The organism is Streptomyces sp. NBC_01546 (assembly GCF_045208355.1).
GTDB lineage: Bacteria > Actinomycetota > Actinomycetes > Streptomycetales > Streptomycetaceae > Streptomyces.
Map to the genome: position 1 here is coordinate 6,616,085 of NZ_CP109379.1, position 16,338 is coordinate 6,632,422.

Here is a 16,338-nt window from a genome sequence, read left to right on the forward strand (position 1 = left end):
CCTGACGCACCTCGCCCCGGCCGGTGCGGCCGGGGCGAGGCGTTCGCGGTTACCCCTTGGGGGCGTCCGGGTGCTCCGCGCGATACTTCTCACGGATTTCCTTCAACCGCGCCTCCTCCTGCCGCCGCGCCTCCAACTCGTCCGGCGACAGCGTCCGGTGCGGCTGCGTCCCGTCGTCGGCCGGCGGCGGCGGGTCCTCGGGGACGCAGGGCGGCACCTTCGACGCTTCGACCACTCCGAACCCCATGGCGCCGGGGTGCCTGGCCAACCGGGTCTCCGAGGGCATTTCGAGTATGAGGGTGTGCCCCGCGGGGAGAGTCTTCGCGTTGATCCTCAACACGATTCCGTTCTCGTTGGCGCTGGTCAGAGGTTCCCCGGGAACGTCGATCGCCGCCCCGGCGTACGTGGGGCACTCCGACTTGGGCTTCCCGTAGACCATCGCGACGCTGAAGCCCAACCCCCGGAGCTCACGCTCCAGGCCGGGCAGGCCATCGGGATGGAACAGCTCGACCAGGATGCTGCCGTCGTCAGCCCTGGTCAGCGTGTAGGCGTGGGCGGGGGACGCGCCGCCGCTGTCGCCGAGGACGGGGAGGGCGATGAGGCCCGCGGCCGTCGCCGCCACCGCGCCGAGGGCGAGCGACAGACGGTACCGGCGTGCCGGAGAGCGGCGGACGGGGGCGGGCCCGGGCGCGGGCCGATCCGGCATCCGCACCAGGAGCTCCGCCTTCAGCCGCTGCTCGAACGCAATGGGCCTGTTGCTCATCGGGCCACCTTCAACTGGTGTTCGAGGGCCGTCCGCTGGACCTGCTCCGGGGCGTGCAAGGCGCGCCGGGCGCGGTGCAGGCGGACCCGGATCGTCGCCTGGGTGACGCCGAGGACCTGCGCGGCCTCGGCCGGGGTGAGACCGTCGACGACGACCAGGTCGAGGGCGGCCCGCAGCGGCTCGGACAGGGCGGCATGCCGATCGGCCAGGGCCCGGAAGGCCCGCTGGGCGTCGATCCGTTCCTCTATCGCGGCGACGTCCTGGTCGTCGAGGAGCCGTCGGCCGCTGAGACGTGCGAGGGCGCCGCTCTCGCGGGCCACGCCGCGGGCGTGCCCCGACAGGATGTTGCGGGCTATCCCGTACAGCCAGGCGATCGGCACTCCCCGGTCGGGCCGGTAGCCGGCGGCCGCCCCCATCGCGGCGAGGAAGATGTCCGCCGTCAGGTCCGCCGCCAGGTGCGGGTCGGCGACCCGGCGGGTGACGAAGCCGAGGACGGCGTCGACGTGTTCCTCGTAGAACGCCCCGAACCCCGCGGGTGTGGTGAGATCCGGGGGTCCGGTCTCCTGTCGTGGGCTGCGCACCCGGTCCTCCCGTGAGTTCGGGACCTGGACGGTCCCTTCAACCAGTTCTTGACCGAAGGCCTTTCGAACGTTTCATCGGGAGCGCGTGAACCGTACGGGAACCCCCGGCCGCGCCTGCGCCGCCGCGTCCAGGGCCCGGCCCGGCGGGACCACGCCCACCACCGGGTAGCCGCCCGTCACCGGGTGGTCGGCCAGGAACACCACCGGCAGGCCGTCCGGCGGGACCTGGACCGCGCCCAGGACCATGCCCTCGCTCGGCAGTTCGCCCTCCCGGGCCCGGACCAGCGGTGCCCCCGCCTCCGTGCGCAGGCCGATGCGGTTGGACATCGGCGACACCCGGAACACCGAACGCCACAGCCCGGCCAGCGAAGCCTGCGTGAACCAGTCCGCCCGCGGCCCCAGCCGCAGCGGGAGCAGCAGTTCCGAAGGCGCCGCGGGCAGTCCGCAGGCATCCGCCGCCGGGACCGGGTCCGGGCCCGGCGGGGCGACCGGCAGCAGGGTCCCGGCCGACAGGACCGGCGGCCCCAGGCCCGACAGCAGGTCCGTCGAGCGACTGCCCAGGACCGGCGGGACGCCCAGGCCTCCCCGCACCGCGACGTAGCTGCGCAGCCCCGACTCCGCCCGGCCCACCTCGAGCTCCGCTCCGGCCGGCAGCCTGACCGCGGCTCCCCAGGCCACCGGGCGGCCGGCCGCTCGTACGGAACAGGGCGCGCCCGTGACCGCCACGGTGACCGGAGCCAGGGCCCGGAGCCCGACCCCGTCGAGGGTCGTCTCCAGCGCCGCCGCGTCCGGGGCGTTGCCGAGCAGCCGGTTGGCCAGCGCGTACGCCGCCGTGTCCAGGGCTCCCGAGCGCGGGACCCCGAGGTGCGCGTATCCCGGGCGGCCCCGGTCCTGGACCGTGGTCAGCGCTCCCGGCCGCACCACCAGCAGCCCGGTCATCGGCCCGCCTCCGTGAACCGCACCCGCACCCCCGGCGCGAACAGCGCAGCCGGATCCCGTTGCGGGTCCCAGAGCACTGCGTCCGTGGACCCGACCAGCTGCCAGCCGCCGGGGGAGGAGCGCGGGTACACCCCCGCGTACTCCCCGGCGAGGGCCAGCGAGCCCGCCGGGACGGCCGTACGGGGCGTGGCCCGCCGGGGCAGGCGGAAGCGCTCCGGCAGCCCGGTCAGATAGCCGAAGCCGGGCGCGAACCCGCAGAAGGCCACCCGGAAGACGGTGTCGCCGACGATGCCCGCGACCGCCCGCGGGGCCACCCCCCACAGCCGCGCCACCTCCGCCAGGTCCGGCCCGTCGTACCGCACCGGGACGGTGATCAGGGGGCCCTGCGACTCCGCGAGCGGCGGCACCTCCCAGCGGGCGATCCGGGCGCCCAGCTCGGCGGGGTCCCGTACGCCGTCCAGCAGTACCGTCCGCGCGGCGGGCACGAGGTCCCGTACGGGACCCAGTTCGCCCGCGTCCCGGCGCCGCAGCAGTTCGGCGTGGAGCGCGGCCACCTCCGCGGCCGAGTCCACCTCGATCAGCAGCGCCTCCCCGCCGGCCACGAGGGTCCTCACGCGAAGGCCTCCACCCGGACCCCGGCCGCGCCCAGCGCCGCGCGGACCCGGCGCGCGAGGTCCGCGGCCCCGGGGTGTCCCCGTGCAGGCACAGCGAACGGGCGGCGACGGGGACCGGGGACCCGTCGGCCGCCGTGACCGTCCCCTCCGTCGCCATCCGTACGGCCCGCGCCACCACGGCGTCCGGATCGTGCACCACCGACCCCGGCTCGGTGCGCGGCACCAGCGTCCCGGCGGGCGTGTAGGCGCGGTCCGCGAAGGCCTCCGGCACGGGGGACAGCCCCGCCTCCGCGGCGGCCGCGAGCAGCAGGGAGCCCGGGAGGCCGAGTACGGGCAGGGTGCCCCCGGCCGTCAGGACCCCCGCGACCACCGCGGCGGCCTGGCCGGCGTCGTGGACGGTGCAGTTGTAGAGCGCGCCGTGCGGTTTCACGTACGACACCCGGGAGCCGGCGGCCCGCGCGAACACCTCCAGCGCCCCGATCTGGTAGGCCACCTCGTCCGCGAGCTCACCGGGCGGCACGTCCATCGAGCGCCGCCCGAAGCCCGCCAGGTCGCGGTAGGAGACCTGCGCGCCGATCCGTACGCCCCGCTCGGCCGCCAGCTCGCAGACCCGGCGCATGATGGACGGGTCCCCGGCATGGAAACCGCAGGCGACGTTGGCGCTCGTGACGACGGACAGCAGGGCCTCGTCGTCCGTGAGAGTCCAGCGCCCGAAGCCCTCGCCGAGGTCGGCGTTGAGGTCGATCGCCGCCTCGGTGGGTGTGATCATGGAAGCCATGCGGTGAGCGTAGAACAGGCCTGCCGTCGTGATCCCGGTAGCCGGGGACGATCCGCGGACGATCCGGCCGAACCATGCCGTTTGGGATGTTGTCAGGGTCAGCGCCTAGTCTTTGTCCGTGACTCTCCCCGCCCCGGCGAAGACCCTTCCGTCCCCGGCGCCGGGCCCGGCCGCCGACGAGGGCCTGGCCCGGCGGCTGCGCGCCCTCGCCTGCACCGCACCGCTGCACGACCTCGACGTACGCAAGGCCAATCTGGCGGGCGAGTACGGGGTCTACGCGATGGCGGAGGTCGCGCTGGCCGCGATCGACCTGGTCACGCTCAACATGGACTTCGACACCGGCGCCGACCACGAGCAGATAGTGGCCAGACTGCTCCCGCGCGTCGCCGCCCAGGCCCCGGCCCGGCTCGCGGCCGAGCACGAGCGGGTGGCCCGCTGGGTGCTGGAGAACCTCATCAACGTCGGCAGCGTGGACCGCGGCTTCCGCGCGATCTACGGCACCTTCGGCCCGGACGGCGTCTACGTCCGGCGCGACTACGACTTCAAGCTGATCGAGGAGGTGCCGGGGTACGGCGGCGCGGTGTACCTGCGCACCACCGACGAGGCCGTCAACGTGCTGGTCGGAGCCCTCGACACCGACGTGACCAGCGCCCAGATCGCGGCCGAGGTCAAGCTGGAGGTGCTGATCAGCCGCGGCCGGCTGGCGGACGCCCAACTCGCCGCCGAGCAGGCCCGGTACCGGACGGTCCAGTACGCGGAGACCCTGCGCCGCACCCTGGACGCGACGCGGCGCAACGTCCGGGCGGTGGACTGGCTCCAGTCCGTCCCCGACATGATCGACGAGGCCCTCGACCACGTCGCCGACCGCTACCGCCACGAGAACGCGATCCTGACCAACATCCGCAGGGCGCGCGACGAGGCCGAGGAGCCGGAAAGCAAGCGGCGCGCCGCCGAACTCGTCGACATCGTCAAGGACTGCATCCGCCGCCACACCCAGCTCCAGTCCCGGCTCCTGGACGCCGGGCCGCTCTTCCGCGCCGAGCAGGACCGCCAGGCCTTCGCCGCCCCCGCGCCGCGCTCCGGCATCGATCTGTACGGCCAGCTGGTGGCCCCGCTGCTGCCGCTCCCGCTGGAACGGGCGCGCCGGGTGACGGACGCCTTCTTCGCCTCCGGCGCGGGCCTGCGCACGCCGGTCTCGGTGCGGGTGGGGGACCTGGTCGACATACTGCTCACCCCGCCCGTGGAGCGGGAGCACCTCGGTGCGGAGATGCCCGAGCCGGATCTCATCGCGACCCCGGACGACAGCCGCTTCAGCGAGGAGCAGCTCGCCGCCGCGATGGAGCTCCTGGACCTGCCGCACGACGCCCCGCGCCGGCTGTCCGGCCTCCTCGCGGAGGCCCGCCGCAGCGACCCCGACCTGCCGTACCTGGTGGCCCTGCTGGCGGTCCACGCGGCGAGCCCGGCCGTCGGCACGGCCTACCGCCAGGGCGAGGAGCGGCTGCTCTTCGCGGTGGACGACGGCACCCCGCTCGACGACCCCGAGTTCGGCGGCGCGGACCTGATCGTCGGCACCGCCCTCCTGGACGCGGCCGGGATGGCCGCCGACCGCTCGGAGGCGGCATGACGGCCGCCGCCGCCCCGGCCGGGCGGTGCGGGGGAGCCGTCCTGCCCGCCCGAGCGGCCCTGCCCGCCGGAGCCACCTTGCCCGCCGGAGCCGCTCCGCCCGCCCTGCCCGCCGCGGCCCTGCCCGCTTCGCCGTACACAGCCACCCCCACCGCCGAGGAGACCCACCCGTGAGCGACCACCACGCCGAGCACCCCGCGTGGAGCGAGCCCGACGCGCCGTCGGCTCCCGTCGCGCCCGCCACCGCAGGGACCCTCACCCCGGCCGATGCCGCCGACGCGGCCCGGCTCGTCGCCTTCGGGCTGCAGCCCAAGCTCCTCCCCGCCCGTGACGCCGAGTACGCGGAGCTGCTGCGCCGCTACCGCGAGGACCCCGCCTTCGGCCGCCTCGCCGACGCCGTCGCCACCGGCCTCGGCCTCGTCGTCCTGGAGGTGTCCCCGCGCGCCGGAATGGCCGTGGCCGCCGGTGAGGACTCCGTCTTCGCCGTCCGCATGGGCGACTACGCCCGCCGTACCGCCGCCGACTCCGCCGACCGCTTCCTGCACGGCCTCGCCCACCTCGCCGTCGCCGCCCTCGCCTTCCCCCGCCCCGAGGACCTCGCCGACGACGGCTACATCGGCCGCATCACCGTCAACGGCGTCGACGCCTTCGTCCGGCAGACCTGCCGCCGCCTCGAGGAGCGGGCCGAGGAGCTCGGAGAGAACACCGACCCCGCCTCCGACGCCCCCGGCCTGGAGGCAGCCTGGCGCGTCTACGCCCGCCGCAGCGCGACCGGCGCCACCAAGGACGCCCGCCGCCTCGCCGGTTCCACCACAGGCATCGTCGGCAAGGCCGCCGCCTTCCTCACCGAGTCCGGCTTCCTCCAGCGCACCGGGGACGACGCCGGAGGTACGTACCGCACCACCCCCCGCTACCAGCTCCAGGTCCGCGACATGGCGGGCAGCGCGGCCATGGCCGAACTCCTGGAACTGGGCGTGGTCCCCGTCAGCGACGGCTCCGCCACCCTGCTGCCGCCGCCCGAGGGCGACGACCTGGAGCTCGCGGCCGACGCCGGCCTGCCGTTCCACGCCTGAGCCACCTGCCCCGCGTACCGAGAACGCACCGAGTACACCGAGAAACAACGAGAGTCCCCCGCCATGTACGAGCTGTCCCGGATCCGCCTCTACTCCATCGGGCCCGCCGGTGCGCGCTACGCCGACACCGTGCTCGACCTGCGCGGAGTCGGCGAGCCGGTGCCCCACCCGGCACCCGCGCAGGCGGAGTTCTTCGAGGACGAGCCCACCGGCCCGCCGCGCCGCCCGGCGCCCGCCGGCGTGCTCTTCCTGGAGAACGGCGGCGGCAAGTCCGTCCTGCTCAAGCTGATCTTCTCGGTGATGCTCCCCGGCCACCGCAACACCCTCGGCGGCGCCAGCTCCGGCGTACTGCGCAAGTTCCTGCTCGCCGACGACTGCGGCCACGTCGCCCTGGAATGGCAGCACACCCAGACCGGCGAGTGCCTGGTCGTCGGCAAGGTCAGCGAATGGCGCGGCCGCCAGGTCTCCAACGACCCGCGCAAGTTCGCCGAGGCCTGGTATTCCTTCCGCCCCGGCCCGGGCCTCGGCCTCGACAACCTGCCCGTCGCCGAGGCCACCGCCGTGCGCCCGCCCGTCGAAGGCGCCTCCGGCGCCCAGGGCCGCCGCCGCACGATGAAGGGTTTCCGCGACGCCCTCACCGAGGCCGGCAAGGCCTACCCACACCTCGAGGTCTGCTTCGAGGAGATCCACGACCGCTGGAACGAGCACCTCACCGAACTCGGCCTGGACCCCGAACTCTTCCGCTACCAGCGTGAGATGAACGCCGACGAGGGCGAGGCCGCCGGCCTCTTCGCGGTCAAGAAGGACTCCGACTTCACCGACCTGCTGCTGCGCGCCGTCACCGACACCCGCGACACGGACGGCCTCGCCGACCTCGTCCACGGCTTCGGCAACAAGCTCGGCCGCCGCGCCGAGCTGATGGCCGAACGGGACTTCACCGCGGGCTCGGTGGACCTCCTGGGACGCATCGTCGAGGCCACCGGGACCCGCTCCCGGCTGCGCGACGTCCACGCGGGCGCCGAGCGCCGCACGCGCACCCTCGCCCGGCGGCTGTCCGCCCGCGCCACCGAGGAGCGCGGCCGCGCCGCCGACCTCGCCCAGCGCGTCACCGGCGCCGCCCACGAGGTCACCGCCGCCGAATCCGCCCGCGCCCGCAGCGCCGCCGTCTCCGCCGAACTCGCCTACCGGCACGCCTCGCTGGCCCTGACCGTCGCCGACAAGGCCGCCGCCGCCCAGCGCCGCGAACTCCTCGAGGCGCGCACGCTGCACTCCGCATGGCAGACCGCCGAGACCGTACTGCGCCACCGCGCCGCCGCCGACCGCTCCGCCCGGGTCGCCGCCGCGATCCTGGAGGCCGAGCGGGACGCCGCCCCGGCACTGGCCGCGCGCGCCACGGCCGCCACCGACCTCGTACGGGCCCTGCACACCGCCGCCGAGCACGGCGAGCGGGTGGCCAACGAGGAGGAAGAACGTTCCGCGGTTCTCCAGGCCACCGGCGAGGCCGCGCACCGCGACGCCACCGCCGCCGCGACGGCCGCCCAGCGGGCCCGCAGCGAGGCCGAACACCTCCGCTCGCGCCTCGGGGAGGTCCAGCAGGAGACCGCCGAGGCCGTCCGCGCCGGCTGGCTCGACGACTCCGCGCCCGACGCCGACCCGGCCCGGGCCGCGCTGGCCGCCACCGACGCCGAGAAGACCGCCGTCGCCGCCTGGGACGAGTCCCGCGAGGCCGCGCGCGCCGCCTCCGACGCCGCCCGCGAGGCCGCCGCCGCGGAAGCCCGCGCCGAACTCACCGCCGCCCGCGCCGCGGACGCCGCCGATGCGGCCGAAGCCGCCCACGACGGCGAACGCCGCACCGCCACGGCCCTCGCGGCCGCACCGCGGCTGGCCGAGCTCCTCGGCCTCCCCGCCGCCGCGGACGCCGAGGTCCCCGGCCCGCGCACGGGCGACGCCTCCGTCGGCGGCACGTCCGCCGTGCGCGGGCAGCACCACCCCGACAGCCCCTCCGGAGGGCTCTCGGCCGAGGACCTCGACCGGGGCGCCGACGAGCTGCGCACCCTGCTCACCGACGGGGTCGCCGCGGCGGAACGGCAGTTGTTCGAGCTGCGCACCGCCGCCGCCGACGACGCCCGCATCCTCGGCGCGCTCGGCGACGGCGGGCTGCTGCCGCCCGGCCCCGACGTCCTCGCCACCGTCGAGTACCTCGGCGAACACGGCATCCCGGCCCTCCCCGGCTGGCGCTACCTCGCCCAGTCCGTGGACCCCGCCGACCACGCGGCCGTCCTCGCGGCCCGCCCCGAACTCGTCGACGGCGTCGTCATCACCGACCCCGACACCCACAGCCGCGCCCGCGAGGTCCTCTCCGGCGCCGCCCTGCTGCCCCGCTCCACCGTCGCCGTCGGTACGGCCGCCGCCCTGCTGGCGCCGGTGGCGCCCGTGGACGGCGATTCGGCGGTGTCCAGCATTTTCATCGTGCCGCCGAACCCGGCCATGCACGACGAGCACGCCGCCGACGAGGAGCGCCAGGCACTGCGCACCCGCGCCACCGCCCGCGACACCGAGATCCGCGAGCTGGCCGCCCGCCTCGCCGGGGACCGCGAGCTCGCCGCCCGCCTCGCCTCCTGGCGCACCGGCTGCCCGCCCGGCCGCCTCGCCGAGCTCGCGCAGCAGGCCGAGGCCGCCCGTGCGTTCGCCGAGGAGGCCGACGCCGAGCTCGCGGAGGCCCGTACCGTACGCGCCGAGGCCGACGAGGCCGCCGCCGACGCCGCCCGCGTGCGCGACGAGCGCCAGGACACCGCCCAGCGGGCCCGCCGCGTCGCCGACGCCCTCGCCGGCCTCGCCTTCCGCCTGCGCGAACGCGCCGGCTGGCAGGCCCGGCTCCGCGAACTCGCCGACGACGCCGCCGAGTCCGAGGCGCGCGCCGAGGTCTGCCTGGACCGGGCCCGCGCCGCCGACGAGGACCGCCGCGCCGCCCAGCGCGCCGCCGACGACGCCCGCCGCACCGCCCGCGCCCTGCGCGCCGAGCGCGCCGACATCGCTGGGGCCCCCGAGCCGCTCCCCGAGGACGACGGCACCGCCAAGGCGCCGCTGCCGGACCTGCGCGAGGCCTACCGCGCCGCCTCCCAGCTCTACGAGAAGGTCGGCGTCGGCGCCGACCTGCGCGCCGAACAGGCCCGCGCCGAGAGCGACGAGAGCGCCGCGCTCGCCGAACTCGACCGCCTCACCAACAAGGTCCGCACCCGGGCCGCCCAGCTCCTCGAGAGCCCGGACGGCGCCGACGGGCCCTCCCGCCAGGCCGCCGCGGCCCGCGCCGAATCCCTCGTCCAGATGCTGGAGACCAGGGCCTCCACCGCGAGCGAGCAGCTCGGCCGGCTGCGCGGCGAGGCCGAACGCCTCGCCCCCGCCGAGGGCGAGGCGCACACCGAACTGCCCGAGGACCTGATCCCCGAGCACGTGGAACACGCGCAGGTCCTGCTCCGTACGGCCACCGCCCAGCTCGCCGCGCACAGCGCCGCCGTGGAGAGCGCCCGGGCCGCCCACGCGGACCTGCTGCGCGCCCACCGCGCCGCCGAGGACGGCGCCGGCGGCTTCGACGAGACCGCTGCCCTGCTGCGCGACCTCCTGCGCGACCACACCCACGCCGACGACGAGCAGGAGCCCGCGCCCCACGCCGGCACCCTGGAGGAGGCCCGCCAGTCGGCCACCGAGGCCCGTCGCGCGCTGCGCGGCTGCGCGGCCGACCTCTCGGCCGCCGAGTCCGCCGTGCGCGAGGCGAGCGACATCCTGGTGCGGCACGCCAACGCCACCCGTTACGAGCAGGTACGCACTCCCGCGCGCCAGCAGATCCGGGAACTGCCCGCCTCCGCCCTGCCCGAGCACGCGGCGGCCTGGGCCGCGGCCTTCGCCCCGCGACTGCGGGTCCTCACCGACGAACTGGCGCAGCTGGAGCGCAACCGCGACAGCATCGTCGACCGGCTGCGCGGCCTCGTGGAGTCGGCCCTGGCCACGCTCCGCTCGGCGCAGCGCCTCTCCCAGCTGCCGGAGGGCCTGGGGGAGTGGTCGGGCCAGGAGTTCCTGCGGATCCGCTTCGAGGAACCGGACCAGGCCACGCTCTCCGAGCGGCTCGGCGAGGTCATCGACGAGGCCACCCGTGCGGCGGTGAAGAAGAACAGCACCGCCTCCTTCGGCGAGGGCCGCCGCGACGGCATGTCCCTGCTGCTGCGGGGCGTTCAGGCGGCGCTGGAACCCAAGGGCATCTCCGTGGAGATCCTGAAGCCGGACGCGGTGCTGCGCGCCGAGCGCGTGCCGGTCGGGCAGATGGGCGACGTCTTCTCCGGAGGGCAGCTGCTGACCGCCGCGATCGCCCTCTACTGCACGATGGCGGCGCTGCGCAGCAACGACCGCGGCCGCGACAAGCACCGCCACGCGGGCACGCTGTTCCTCGACAACCCGATCGGCCGCGCGAACGCCACGTACCTGCTGGAGCTCCAGCGGGCCGTCTCCGACGCCCTCGGCGTCCAGCTGCTCTACACGACGGGCCTGTTCGACACCACGGCCCTCGCCGAGTTCCCGCTGGTCATCCGGCTGCGCAACGACGCGGACCTGCGGGCGGGCCTGAAGTACATCAGCGTCGAGGAACACCTGCGCCCGGGCCTCCCGCAGCAGTCCCCGGAGCAGGAGACCATCCACGGCGAGATCACGGCGACCCGCATGTTCCGCCGGAGCTGACGCCCATCTGCCGGAGCTGATGCCCATCTGACGGACTCCGTCCGCCGGGTGGGCGAGCCGTACTCCCGGCAGGCGCCCGGCCGGTCAGCGCCGGCCGAAGGCCGCGAGGGGGCCGTCCTCGCGGGATATTCGGGCCGGGTCCGCCTTGCGCGCCGCTCGGGCGGCCTTGGCGGCCCGGCGCGCCTCCCGGCGGCGGCTGCGCGCCGTGCTGCTCGGCTCCGACACCACCCCGTACCGCTGGTTCCACGTCTGCCGGGTGATCCACACGTCCAGCACGCCCCAGGTGGCCACGATGGTCCCCGCGACCGCGCCCAGCGCCATCGGGAAGGCCAGCCAGGACCCGGTGAGCGTGAGGAAGAAGGTGACCGTCGCCTGGGTGAGGGTCAGCGACACGATCAGCACCGCCCGCACCGCGGACGTCCGCACCGGGTCCGGCATCCGGCGCCGCCGGGCCGGTTCCTCCACCCACAGCCCGCGCCGGCCCGCGTCGCCGCCGTCCTCGTACCTGCCCATGGTCCGCTCACTCCCCACCGCGCGGTCCGCAATGCCTACCCCACACGTCTACCCCGACGTGCCCCCGTGAACAGAAGACGTACGGCGCCGCCGAGAGATTCCCGGATCGCGGATCCGTCCCCTCGCCCCTTGGATCGCGGAACGAATAATTCCAGCCATCCATCCTGTTGCGGGAACTGACGCCCCACCAAGTGTCATGTGCCACATATCGGGCCGCTCTTGACCGGAAGTATCGGACAACTCGTGATCTTCGTCCAGGGGTCCGGCCGAAAACGTCCGGACACGCCTTCGAAGCCGCTGCACGGCAGTAGTAGGCTCACGCCGTTTAAATGTCGGAACACCGACCCCCGACTTCGGGGCTGAGCTGGGGGAGGCTGGGGAGGCCATGCGCTTTCGCGGGAAGTCCATCCGCCGGAAGATCGTCGCGTTGCTCCTTGTGCCGCTCGTCTCCCTGACCGCACTCTGGTCCTTCGCCACGGTCATCACCGGTCGTCAGGCCGTCCAACTCCTGGACGTCGCCTACGTCATCGACAAGGTCGGCTACCCCATCGAGGACGTCGTCCGCGTCATCCAGAAGGAACGCCGCCAGACCCTCGTGGTCATCGGCGACCCACGCGCCTCCACGGCGACCACCGAACTCGCCAAGCGCCGCGCCGCCACCGACGAAGCCGTCGAGCAGATCAGCGCGAACGCCCGCGACCCCGAGGTCGTCGGCCAGCTGAGCCCCCAGAACGCCCAGCGCCTGCGCTCCATCCTGGGCGCCGTCCACGGCATCAGCGCCCTGCGCCGCTCGGTCGACCAGAACACCCTCGACCCCAGCCAGGCACTGGACCTCTACAGCCGGCTCGTCGACCCCTGCTACGAGTTCCTCATGAATCTCCACGCGCTGGAGAACGTGGAGATGGACAAGCAGGGCCGCGCCCTCGTCGGCATCACCCGCGCCCGCGAGACGCTCTCCCGCGAGGACGCCGTCGTCGCCTCCGCCCTCGCCGCCCGCAACGTCAGCACCATCGACATCCGGCACGTCTCCGACTTCGTCGCCAACCGCAAGCTGCTGTACGACTTCAACCTCGCGATCCTCCCCGCAGCCGACCGCCAGCGGTTCGAGCAGTACTGGGGCGGCCCCGACAGCAAGATGCTGCGCGACACGGAGGAACGGTTCCTGAACGGCGGCCCGGGCAAGAACCCGCGCGTCACCGCCGCCCAGTGGGACGAGGCCGCCACCAAGGTCCTCGACGAGCTCGCCGCCATGGGCACCGACGCCGGCGACCGCTACCAGAAGCGCGTCGAGCCCGTCGCCATGGACGTGCTGGTCCAGGCCGCCGTCGCCGGCATCCTCGGCTTCATCGCCCTCGTCGTCTCCCTGGTCCTGTCCGTACGCATCGGCCGCGACCTGGTCCGCGACCTGTCCCGGCTCCGCAAGGAGGCCCACGAGGTCTCCGGGGTCCGCCTCCCGAGCGTGATGCGCCGCCTCGCCGCGGGCGAGCACGTGGACGTGGAGACCGAGGCGCCCCGCCTGGAGTACGAGAAGGACGAGGTCGGCCAGGTCGGCCTGGCCCTCAACACCCTCCAGCGGGCCGCCGTCGAGGCCGCCGTGAAACAGGCGGAGCTCCGCCGCGGCGTCTCCGAGGTGTTCGTCAACCTGGCCCGCCGCAACCAGGTGCTCCTGCACCGCCAGTTGACCCTCCTCGACACCATGGAGCGCCGTACCGAGGACACCGAGGAGCTCGCCGACCTCTTCCGCCTCGACCACATGACCACCCGCATGCGCCGCCACGCCGAAGGCCTGGTGATCCTCTCCGGCGCCGCCCCCTCCCGCCAGTGGCGCAAGCCCGTCCAGCTGATGGACGTCGTACGGGCCGCCGTCGCCGAGGTCGAGGACTACGAGCGCATCGAGGTGCGCCGGCTGCCGCGCCTGGGCATCGCGGGCCCCGCCGTCGCCGACATCACCCACCTCGTCGCCGAACTCCTGGAGAACGCCACCGTGTTCTCACCGCCGCACACCGCGGTCCAGGTGCACGGCGAGCGCGTCGCCAACGGCTTCACCCTGGAGATCCACGACCGCGGCCTCGGCATGAACCCGGAGGCGCTGCTCGACGCGAACCTCCGCCTCGCCGAGACCCCCGAGTTCGAACTCTCCGACACCGACCGCCTCGGCCTGTTCGTCGTCAGCCGCCTCGCCCAGCGCCACAGCGTCAAGGTCGTCCTCCAGCCCAGCCCGTACGGGGGCACCACCGCGGTGGTCTTCATCCCGGTGGCCCTGCTGACCGAGGCCCCCGAGACCAACGGCACCGGCATCCGGCTGGACGACGGCCCGGCGGGCAAGGCGGCCGCCGGGCGGACCGGCGCGATCCCCTCCGCGCGGTCCGCGACCGCCGCCGTCCAGCGGGCGGTCCCCGCCGGCTCCGGCCGCTCGCTGCCGGTCGCCGAACTGCGCGGCCCGGTCGAGCTGGAGCCCCCGATCGACGTCCTCGGCCTCGACCCGGTGGAGGGCCTCGACGGGGACCCGGCCGCCCGGGACGGCATCGGCGGCCGTCCGGTCATGGCCACCCTGGACGACGAGACCCCGCCCAACGGCACCCCGCGCAGCGCCCTGCTGGGCCTGCGCCCGGCGGACGGCAAGCACACCGACCGCCACCGGGACCGCCCCACCGGCCCGGTCCGGCTCGACGCCCAGCGGGTGGAGACCCCCCGACCCGACGGCCCCCGCTCCCCGGGAGCCGTACCGCCGCCGCGCCGCCGGCCCGCCCCGACCCTGGTCGCCGAGCACGGCCGCCGGGTGGATCCCCGCCCGGTGTCCGCGGTCCCGCAGCCCGCACCCACGCCCGCACCCGCCTCCGGGGTCGCGCCGGCCGGCGCCGGGCTGCCCCGCCGGGTCCGCCAGGCCAGCCTGGCACCGCAGCTCAAGAACGCCGCGGCCGCGGCCGCCGACAACGCCGACACCGCCCCCGTCAGGGACCGCGACGCGGAGGACGTACGCACGCGCATGTCCGCTCTCCAGCGAGGCTGGACCGCGGGCCGCAACCAGCACGCACAGCAGCAGTCCGAGACCGGGGCCGGCACCCCCGCCGCCACCGGTCCCGCGAACGAGAACGAAGGGGACGGTCGATGACCGCACCGCAGACCGGCAACGACACCAGGGGCCGCGGCTCCGGCCCGCTCAACTGGCTCCTCGACGAGCTCGTCGACAAGGTCGGTTCCATCCGCAAGGCGGTGGTCCTCTCGGGCGACGGCCTGCCCACCGGCAGCTCCAAGGACCTGACCCGCGAGGACAGCGAGCACCTGGCGGCGGTCGCCTCCGGCTTCCACAGCCTGGCCAAGGGAGTCGGCCGGCACTTCGACTCCGGCCGGGTCCGCCAGACCGTCGTCGAGCTCGACGAGGCCTTCCTGTTCGTCATGGCCGCCGGTGACGGCAGCTGCCTGGCCGTGCTCGCCGACGCCGACTCCGACGTCGGCCAGGTCGCCTACGAGATGACCCTGATGGTCAAGCGGGTGGGCGACCACCTGGCCACCGCCCCGCGCACCGGGCTGCCAGCCGGAGGGTGAGTCGTACGGCATGAGCGATCCAGGCCAGGACCACCCCGCCACCACCCCGGCCGGAGACCCCGTCCCCGCCCCGGACCACGCGCACTGGTTCGACGACGACGCGGGTCCGGTCGTCCGCCCGTACGCGATGACCCGCGGCCGGACCAGCCACGCGGGCCAGCACCGACTGGACCTGATCGCGCTCGTCGTCGCCGAACCGGCGGCCGACGATCCGGTCTGGGACATGACCCTGTCGCCGGAACACGCCCACATCCTGGGGATGTGCCGGGACCGGCCGCAGTCGGTCGCCGAACTCGCGGCGGACCTCGACCTCGCGGTCGGCGTCGTACGCGTCCTGATCGGGGACCTGGCCGACGACGAACTGGTCCACGTGACCCGGCCGGTACCGCCGGCCGAACTGCCCGATGAATCCATTCTGCGTGAGGTGATCGATGGCCTTCGGGCGCTCTAGCCGCACCGGTGCCATGCATGCCGTGTCACCGGTCGAGCCGCTGACCCTGAAGATCCTGGTCGCGGGCGGCTTCGGGGTGGGCAAAACCACCCTGGTCAGTGCGGTAAGCGAGATCAAACCCCTGCGAACCGAGGAACTGCTCTCGGAGCCGGGCGTCGGCATCGACGACACCGGGGGAGTGGAGGGGAAGAGCACCACGACCGTGGCCATGGACTTCGGGCGCATCACGCTGCGCGAGGACCTGGTCCTGTACCTGTTCGGCACGCCCGGACAGGACCGGTTCTGGTTCCTGTGGGACGAGCTGGCCCAGGGCTCGCTCGGCGCGGTGGTCCTCGCGGACACCCGCCGGCTCGCCGACTGCTTCGCCGCCGTCGACTACTTCGAGCGGCGCGAGATCCCGTTCGTCGTCGCGGTCAACTGCTTCGACGGCGCGGACCGGCACCCCGTGGTGACCGTACGGGAGGCTCTCGACCTCGATCCCGGGGTGCCGGTGCTGCTGTGCGACGCGCGGGACCGGGAGTCGGTGAAGGACGTGCTCGTCGGCGTCGTGGAGCACGCGATGTCGGTGGCACGGGCACGGCGCCGGAGCCTGACGACGGGCACCTGACCCAGCGGGGACGACATGGAGGCGGCCCGTACCCCCGCCGACTGGGGTACGGGCCGCAGCTCTCATGGGGGGATTCGGAGCCCCGGGCGCCGCACGGGACTGTGGAGCGAGTGTGAACCTGCCGC

At 75.0% G+C, this 16,338-nt stretch carries 13 protein-coding genes and 1 pseudogene; 8 read left to right on the plus strand and 6 right to left on the minus strand.

Annotated features, from left to right (window positions below; translation table 11 throughout):
* Positions 1-49: 49 nt before the first annotated feature.
* From OHA89_RS30400 to OHA89_RS30420, 5 genes and pseudogenes are all read right to left on the minus strand, one after another.
* Positions 50-763 (minus strand): hypothetical protein, encoded by a 714-nt coding sequence (locus OHA89_RS30400; RefSeq protein ID WP_266610898.1) that lies wholly within the window; start codon positions 761-763, stop codon positions 50-52.
* The gene (locus OHA89_RS30405; protein ID WP_266610900.1) at positions 760-1,344 is read right to left on the minus strand and encodes an RNA polymerase sigma factor; all 585 of its coding nucleotides are present in this window, start codon (positions 1,342-1,344) and stop codon (positions 760-762) included. Before OHA89_RS30405 ends, OHA89_RS30400 begins: the two co-directional genes overlap by 4 nt.
* Before the next feature lie 72 nt (positions 1,345-1,416).
* Positions 1,417-2,283, minus strand: coding sequence for a biotin-dependent carboxyltransferase family protein (locus OHA89_RS30410; RefSeq protein WP_257557343.1), 867 nt, complete (start codon positions 2,281-2,283; stop codon positions 1,417-1,419).
* Positions 2,280-2,897 carry an allophanate hydrolase subunit 1 gene (locus OHA89_RS30415; RefSeq protein WP_266610902.1) on the minus strand — a complete coding sequence of 206 codons (618 nt, stop codon included), beginning with the start codon at positions 2,895-2,897 and terminating at the stop codon, positions 2,280-2,282. The genes OHA89_RS30410 and OHA89_RS30415 overlap by 4 nt, the downstream gene beginning before the upstream one ends.
* Positions 2,894-3,666: pseudogene (locus OHA89_RS30420) on the minus strand (LamB/YcsF family protein). Before OHA89_RS30420 ends, OHA89_RS30415 begins: the two are co-directional and overlap by 4 nt.
* 127 nt (positions 3,667-3,793) lie before the next feature.
* Here OHA89_RS30420 and OHA89_RS30425 point away from each other — a divergent pair.
* The 4 genes from OHA89_RS30425 (at position 3,794) to OHA89_RS30440 (ending at position 11,096) form a co-directional block, all read left to right on the plus strand.
* On the plus strand, positions 3,794-5,299 hold the full coding sequence (locus tag OHA89_RS30425; RefSeq protein WP_266610904.1) for a hypothetical protein: 1,506 nt from the start codon (positions 3,794-3,796) through the stop codon (positions 5,297-5,299).
* Positions 5,296-5,472 (plus strand): hypothetical protein, encoded by a 177-nt coding sequence (locus tag OHA89_RS30430; RefSeq protein WP_266610906.1) that lies wholly within the window; start codon positions 5,296-5,298, stop codon positions 5,470-5,472. The genes OHA89_RS30425 and OHA89_RS30430 overlap by 4 nt, the downstream gene beginning before the upstream one ends.
* The gene (locus OHA89_RS30435; protein WP_215150585.1) at positions 5,469-6,371 is read left to right on the plus strand and encodes a hypothetical protein; all 903 of its coding nucleotides are present in this window, start codon (positions 5,469-5,471) and stop codon (positions 6,369-6,371) included. The genes OHA89_RS30430 and OHA89_RS30435 overlap by 4 nt, the downstream gene beginning before the upstream one ends.
* Positions 6,372-6,434: 63 nt before the next feature.
* Positions 6,435-11,096 carry a hypothetical protein gene (locus tag OHA89_RS30440; RefSeq protein ID WP_406367538.1) on the plus strand — a complete coding sequence of 1,554 codons (4,662 nt, stop codon included), beginning with the start codon at positions 6,435-6,437 and terminating at the stop codon, positions 11,094-11,096.
* Between the two features lie 84 nt (positions 11,097-11,180).
* Here OHA89_RS30440 and OHA89_RS30445 read toward each other — a convergent pair whose 3' ends face one another.
* Positions 11,181-11,609: a hypothetical protein gene (locus OHA89_RS30445; protein ID WP_406367539.1), complete on the minus strand. Its 429-nt coding sequence runs from the start codon at positions 11,607-11,609 to the stop codon at positions 11,181-11,183.
* Positions 11,610-11,994: 385 nt separating this feature from the next.
* On the opposite strand from OHA89_RS30445, the gene OHA89_RS30450 reads away from it, so the two are divergent.
* Genes OHA89_RS30450 through OHA89_RS30465 form a run of 4 tightly spaced genes read left to right on the plus strand, consistent with a single transcriptional unit; the run spans position 11,995 to position 16,213 of the window.
* Complete coding sequence (locus tag OHA89_RS30450) at positions 11,995-14,721, plus strand: nitrate- and nitrite sensing domain-containing protein (RefSeq protein WP_406367540.1); 2,727 nt, start codon at positions 11,995-11,997, stop codon at positions 14,719-14,721.
* Complete coding sequence (locus tag OHA89_RS30455; RefSeq protein WP_215149340.1) at positions 14,718-15,155, plus strand: roadblock/LC7 domain-containing protein; 438 nt, start codon at positions 14,718-14,720, stop codon at positions 15,153-15,155. Before OHA89_RS30450 ends, OHA89_RS30455 begins: the two co-directional genes overlap by 4 nt.
* Before the next feature lie 10 nt (positions 15,156-15,165).
* Positions 15,166-15,606 (plus strand): DUF742 domain-containing protein, encoded by a 441-nt coding sequence (locus tag OHA89_RS30460; RefSeq protein WP_215149339.1) that lies wholly within the window; start codon positions 15,166-15,168, stop codon positions 15,604-15,606.
* Positions 15,587-16,213: an ATP/GTP-binding protein gene (locus tag OHA89_RS30465; RefSeq protein ID WP_215149338.1), complete on the plus strand. Its 627-nt coding sequence runs from the start codon at positions 15,587-15,589 to the stop codon at positions 16,211-16,213. Before OHA89_RS30460 ends, OHA89_RS30465 begins: the two co-directional genes overlap by 20 nt.
* The last annotated feature ends 125 nt before the right edge of the window (positions 16,214-16,338 follow it).

Excerpts from the sequence above, each read along its gene's own strand:
- OHA89_RS30400 (WP_266610898.1), bottom strand. The coding sequence starts at position 763 with ATGAGCAACAGGCCCATTGCGTTCGAGCAGCGGCTGAAGGCGGAGCTC.
- OHA89_RS30410 (WP_257557343.1), bottom strand. The coding sequence starts at position 2,283 with ATGACCGGGCTGCTGGTGGTGCGGCCGGGAGCGCTGACCACGGTCCAG.
- OHA89_RS30430 (WP_266610906.1), top strand. The coding sequence starts at position 5,296 with ATGACGGCCGCCGCCGCCCCGGCCGGGCGGTGCGGGGGAGCCGTCCTG.
- OHA89_RS30440 (WP_406367538.1), top strand. The coding sequence starts at position 6,435 with ATGTACGAGCTGTCCCGGATCCGCCTCTACTCCATCGGGCCCGCCGGT.
- OHA89_RS30445 (WP_406367539.1), bottom strand. The coding sequence starts at position 11,609 with ATGGGCAGGTACGAGGACGGCGGCGACGCGGGCCGGCGCGGGCTGTGG.
- OHA89_RS30450 (WP_406367540.1), top strand. The coding sequence starts at position 11,995 with ATGCGCTTTCGCGGGAAGTCCATCCGCCGGAAGATCGTCGCGTTGCTC.
- OHA89_RS30455 (WP_215149340.1), top strand. The coding sequence starts at position 14,718 with ATGACCGCACCGCAGACCGGCAACGACACCAGGGGCCGCGGCTCCGGC.
- OHA89_RS30460 (WP_215149339.1), top strand. The coding sequence starts at position 15,166 with ATGAGCGATCCAGGCCAGGACCACCCCGCCACCACCCCGGCCGGAGAC.
- OHA89_RS30465 (WP_215149338.1), top strand. The coding sequence starts at position 15,587 with ATGGCCTTCGGGCGCTCTAGCCGCACCGGTGCCATGCATGCCGTGTCA.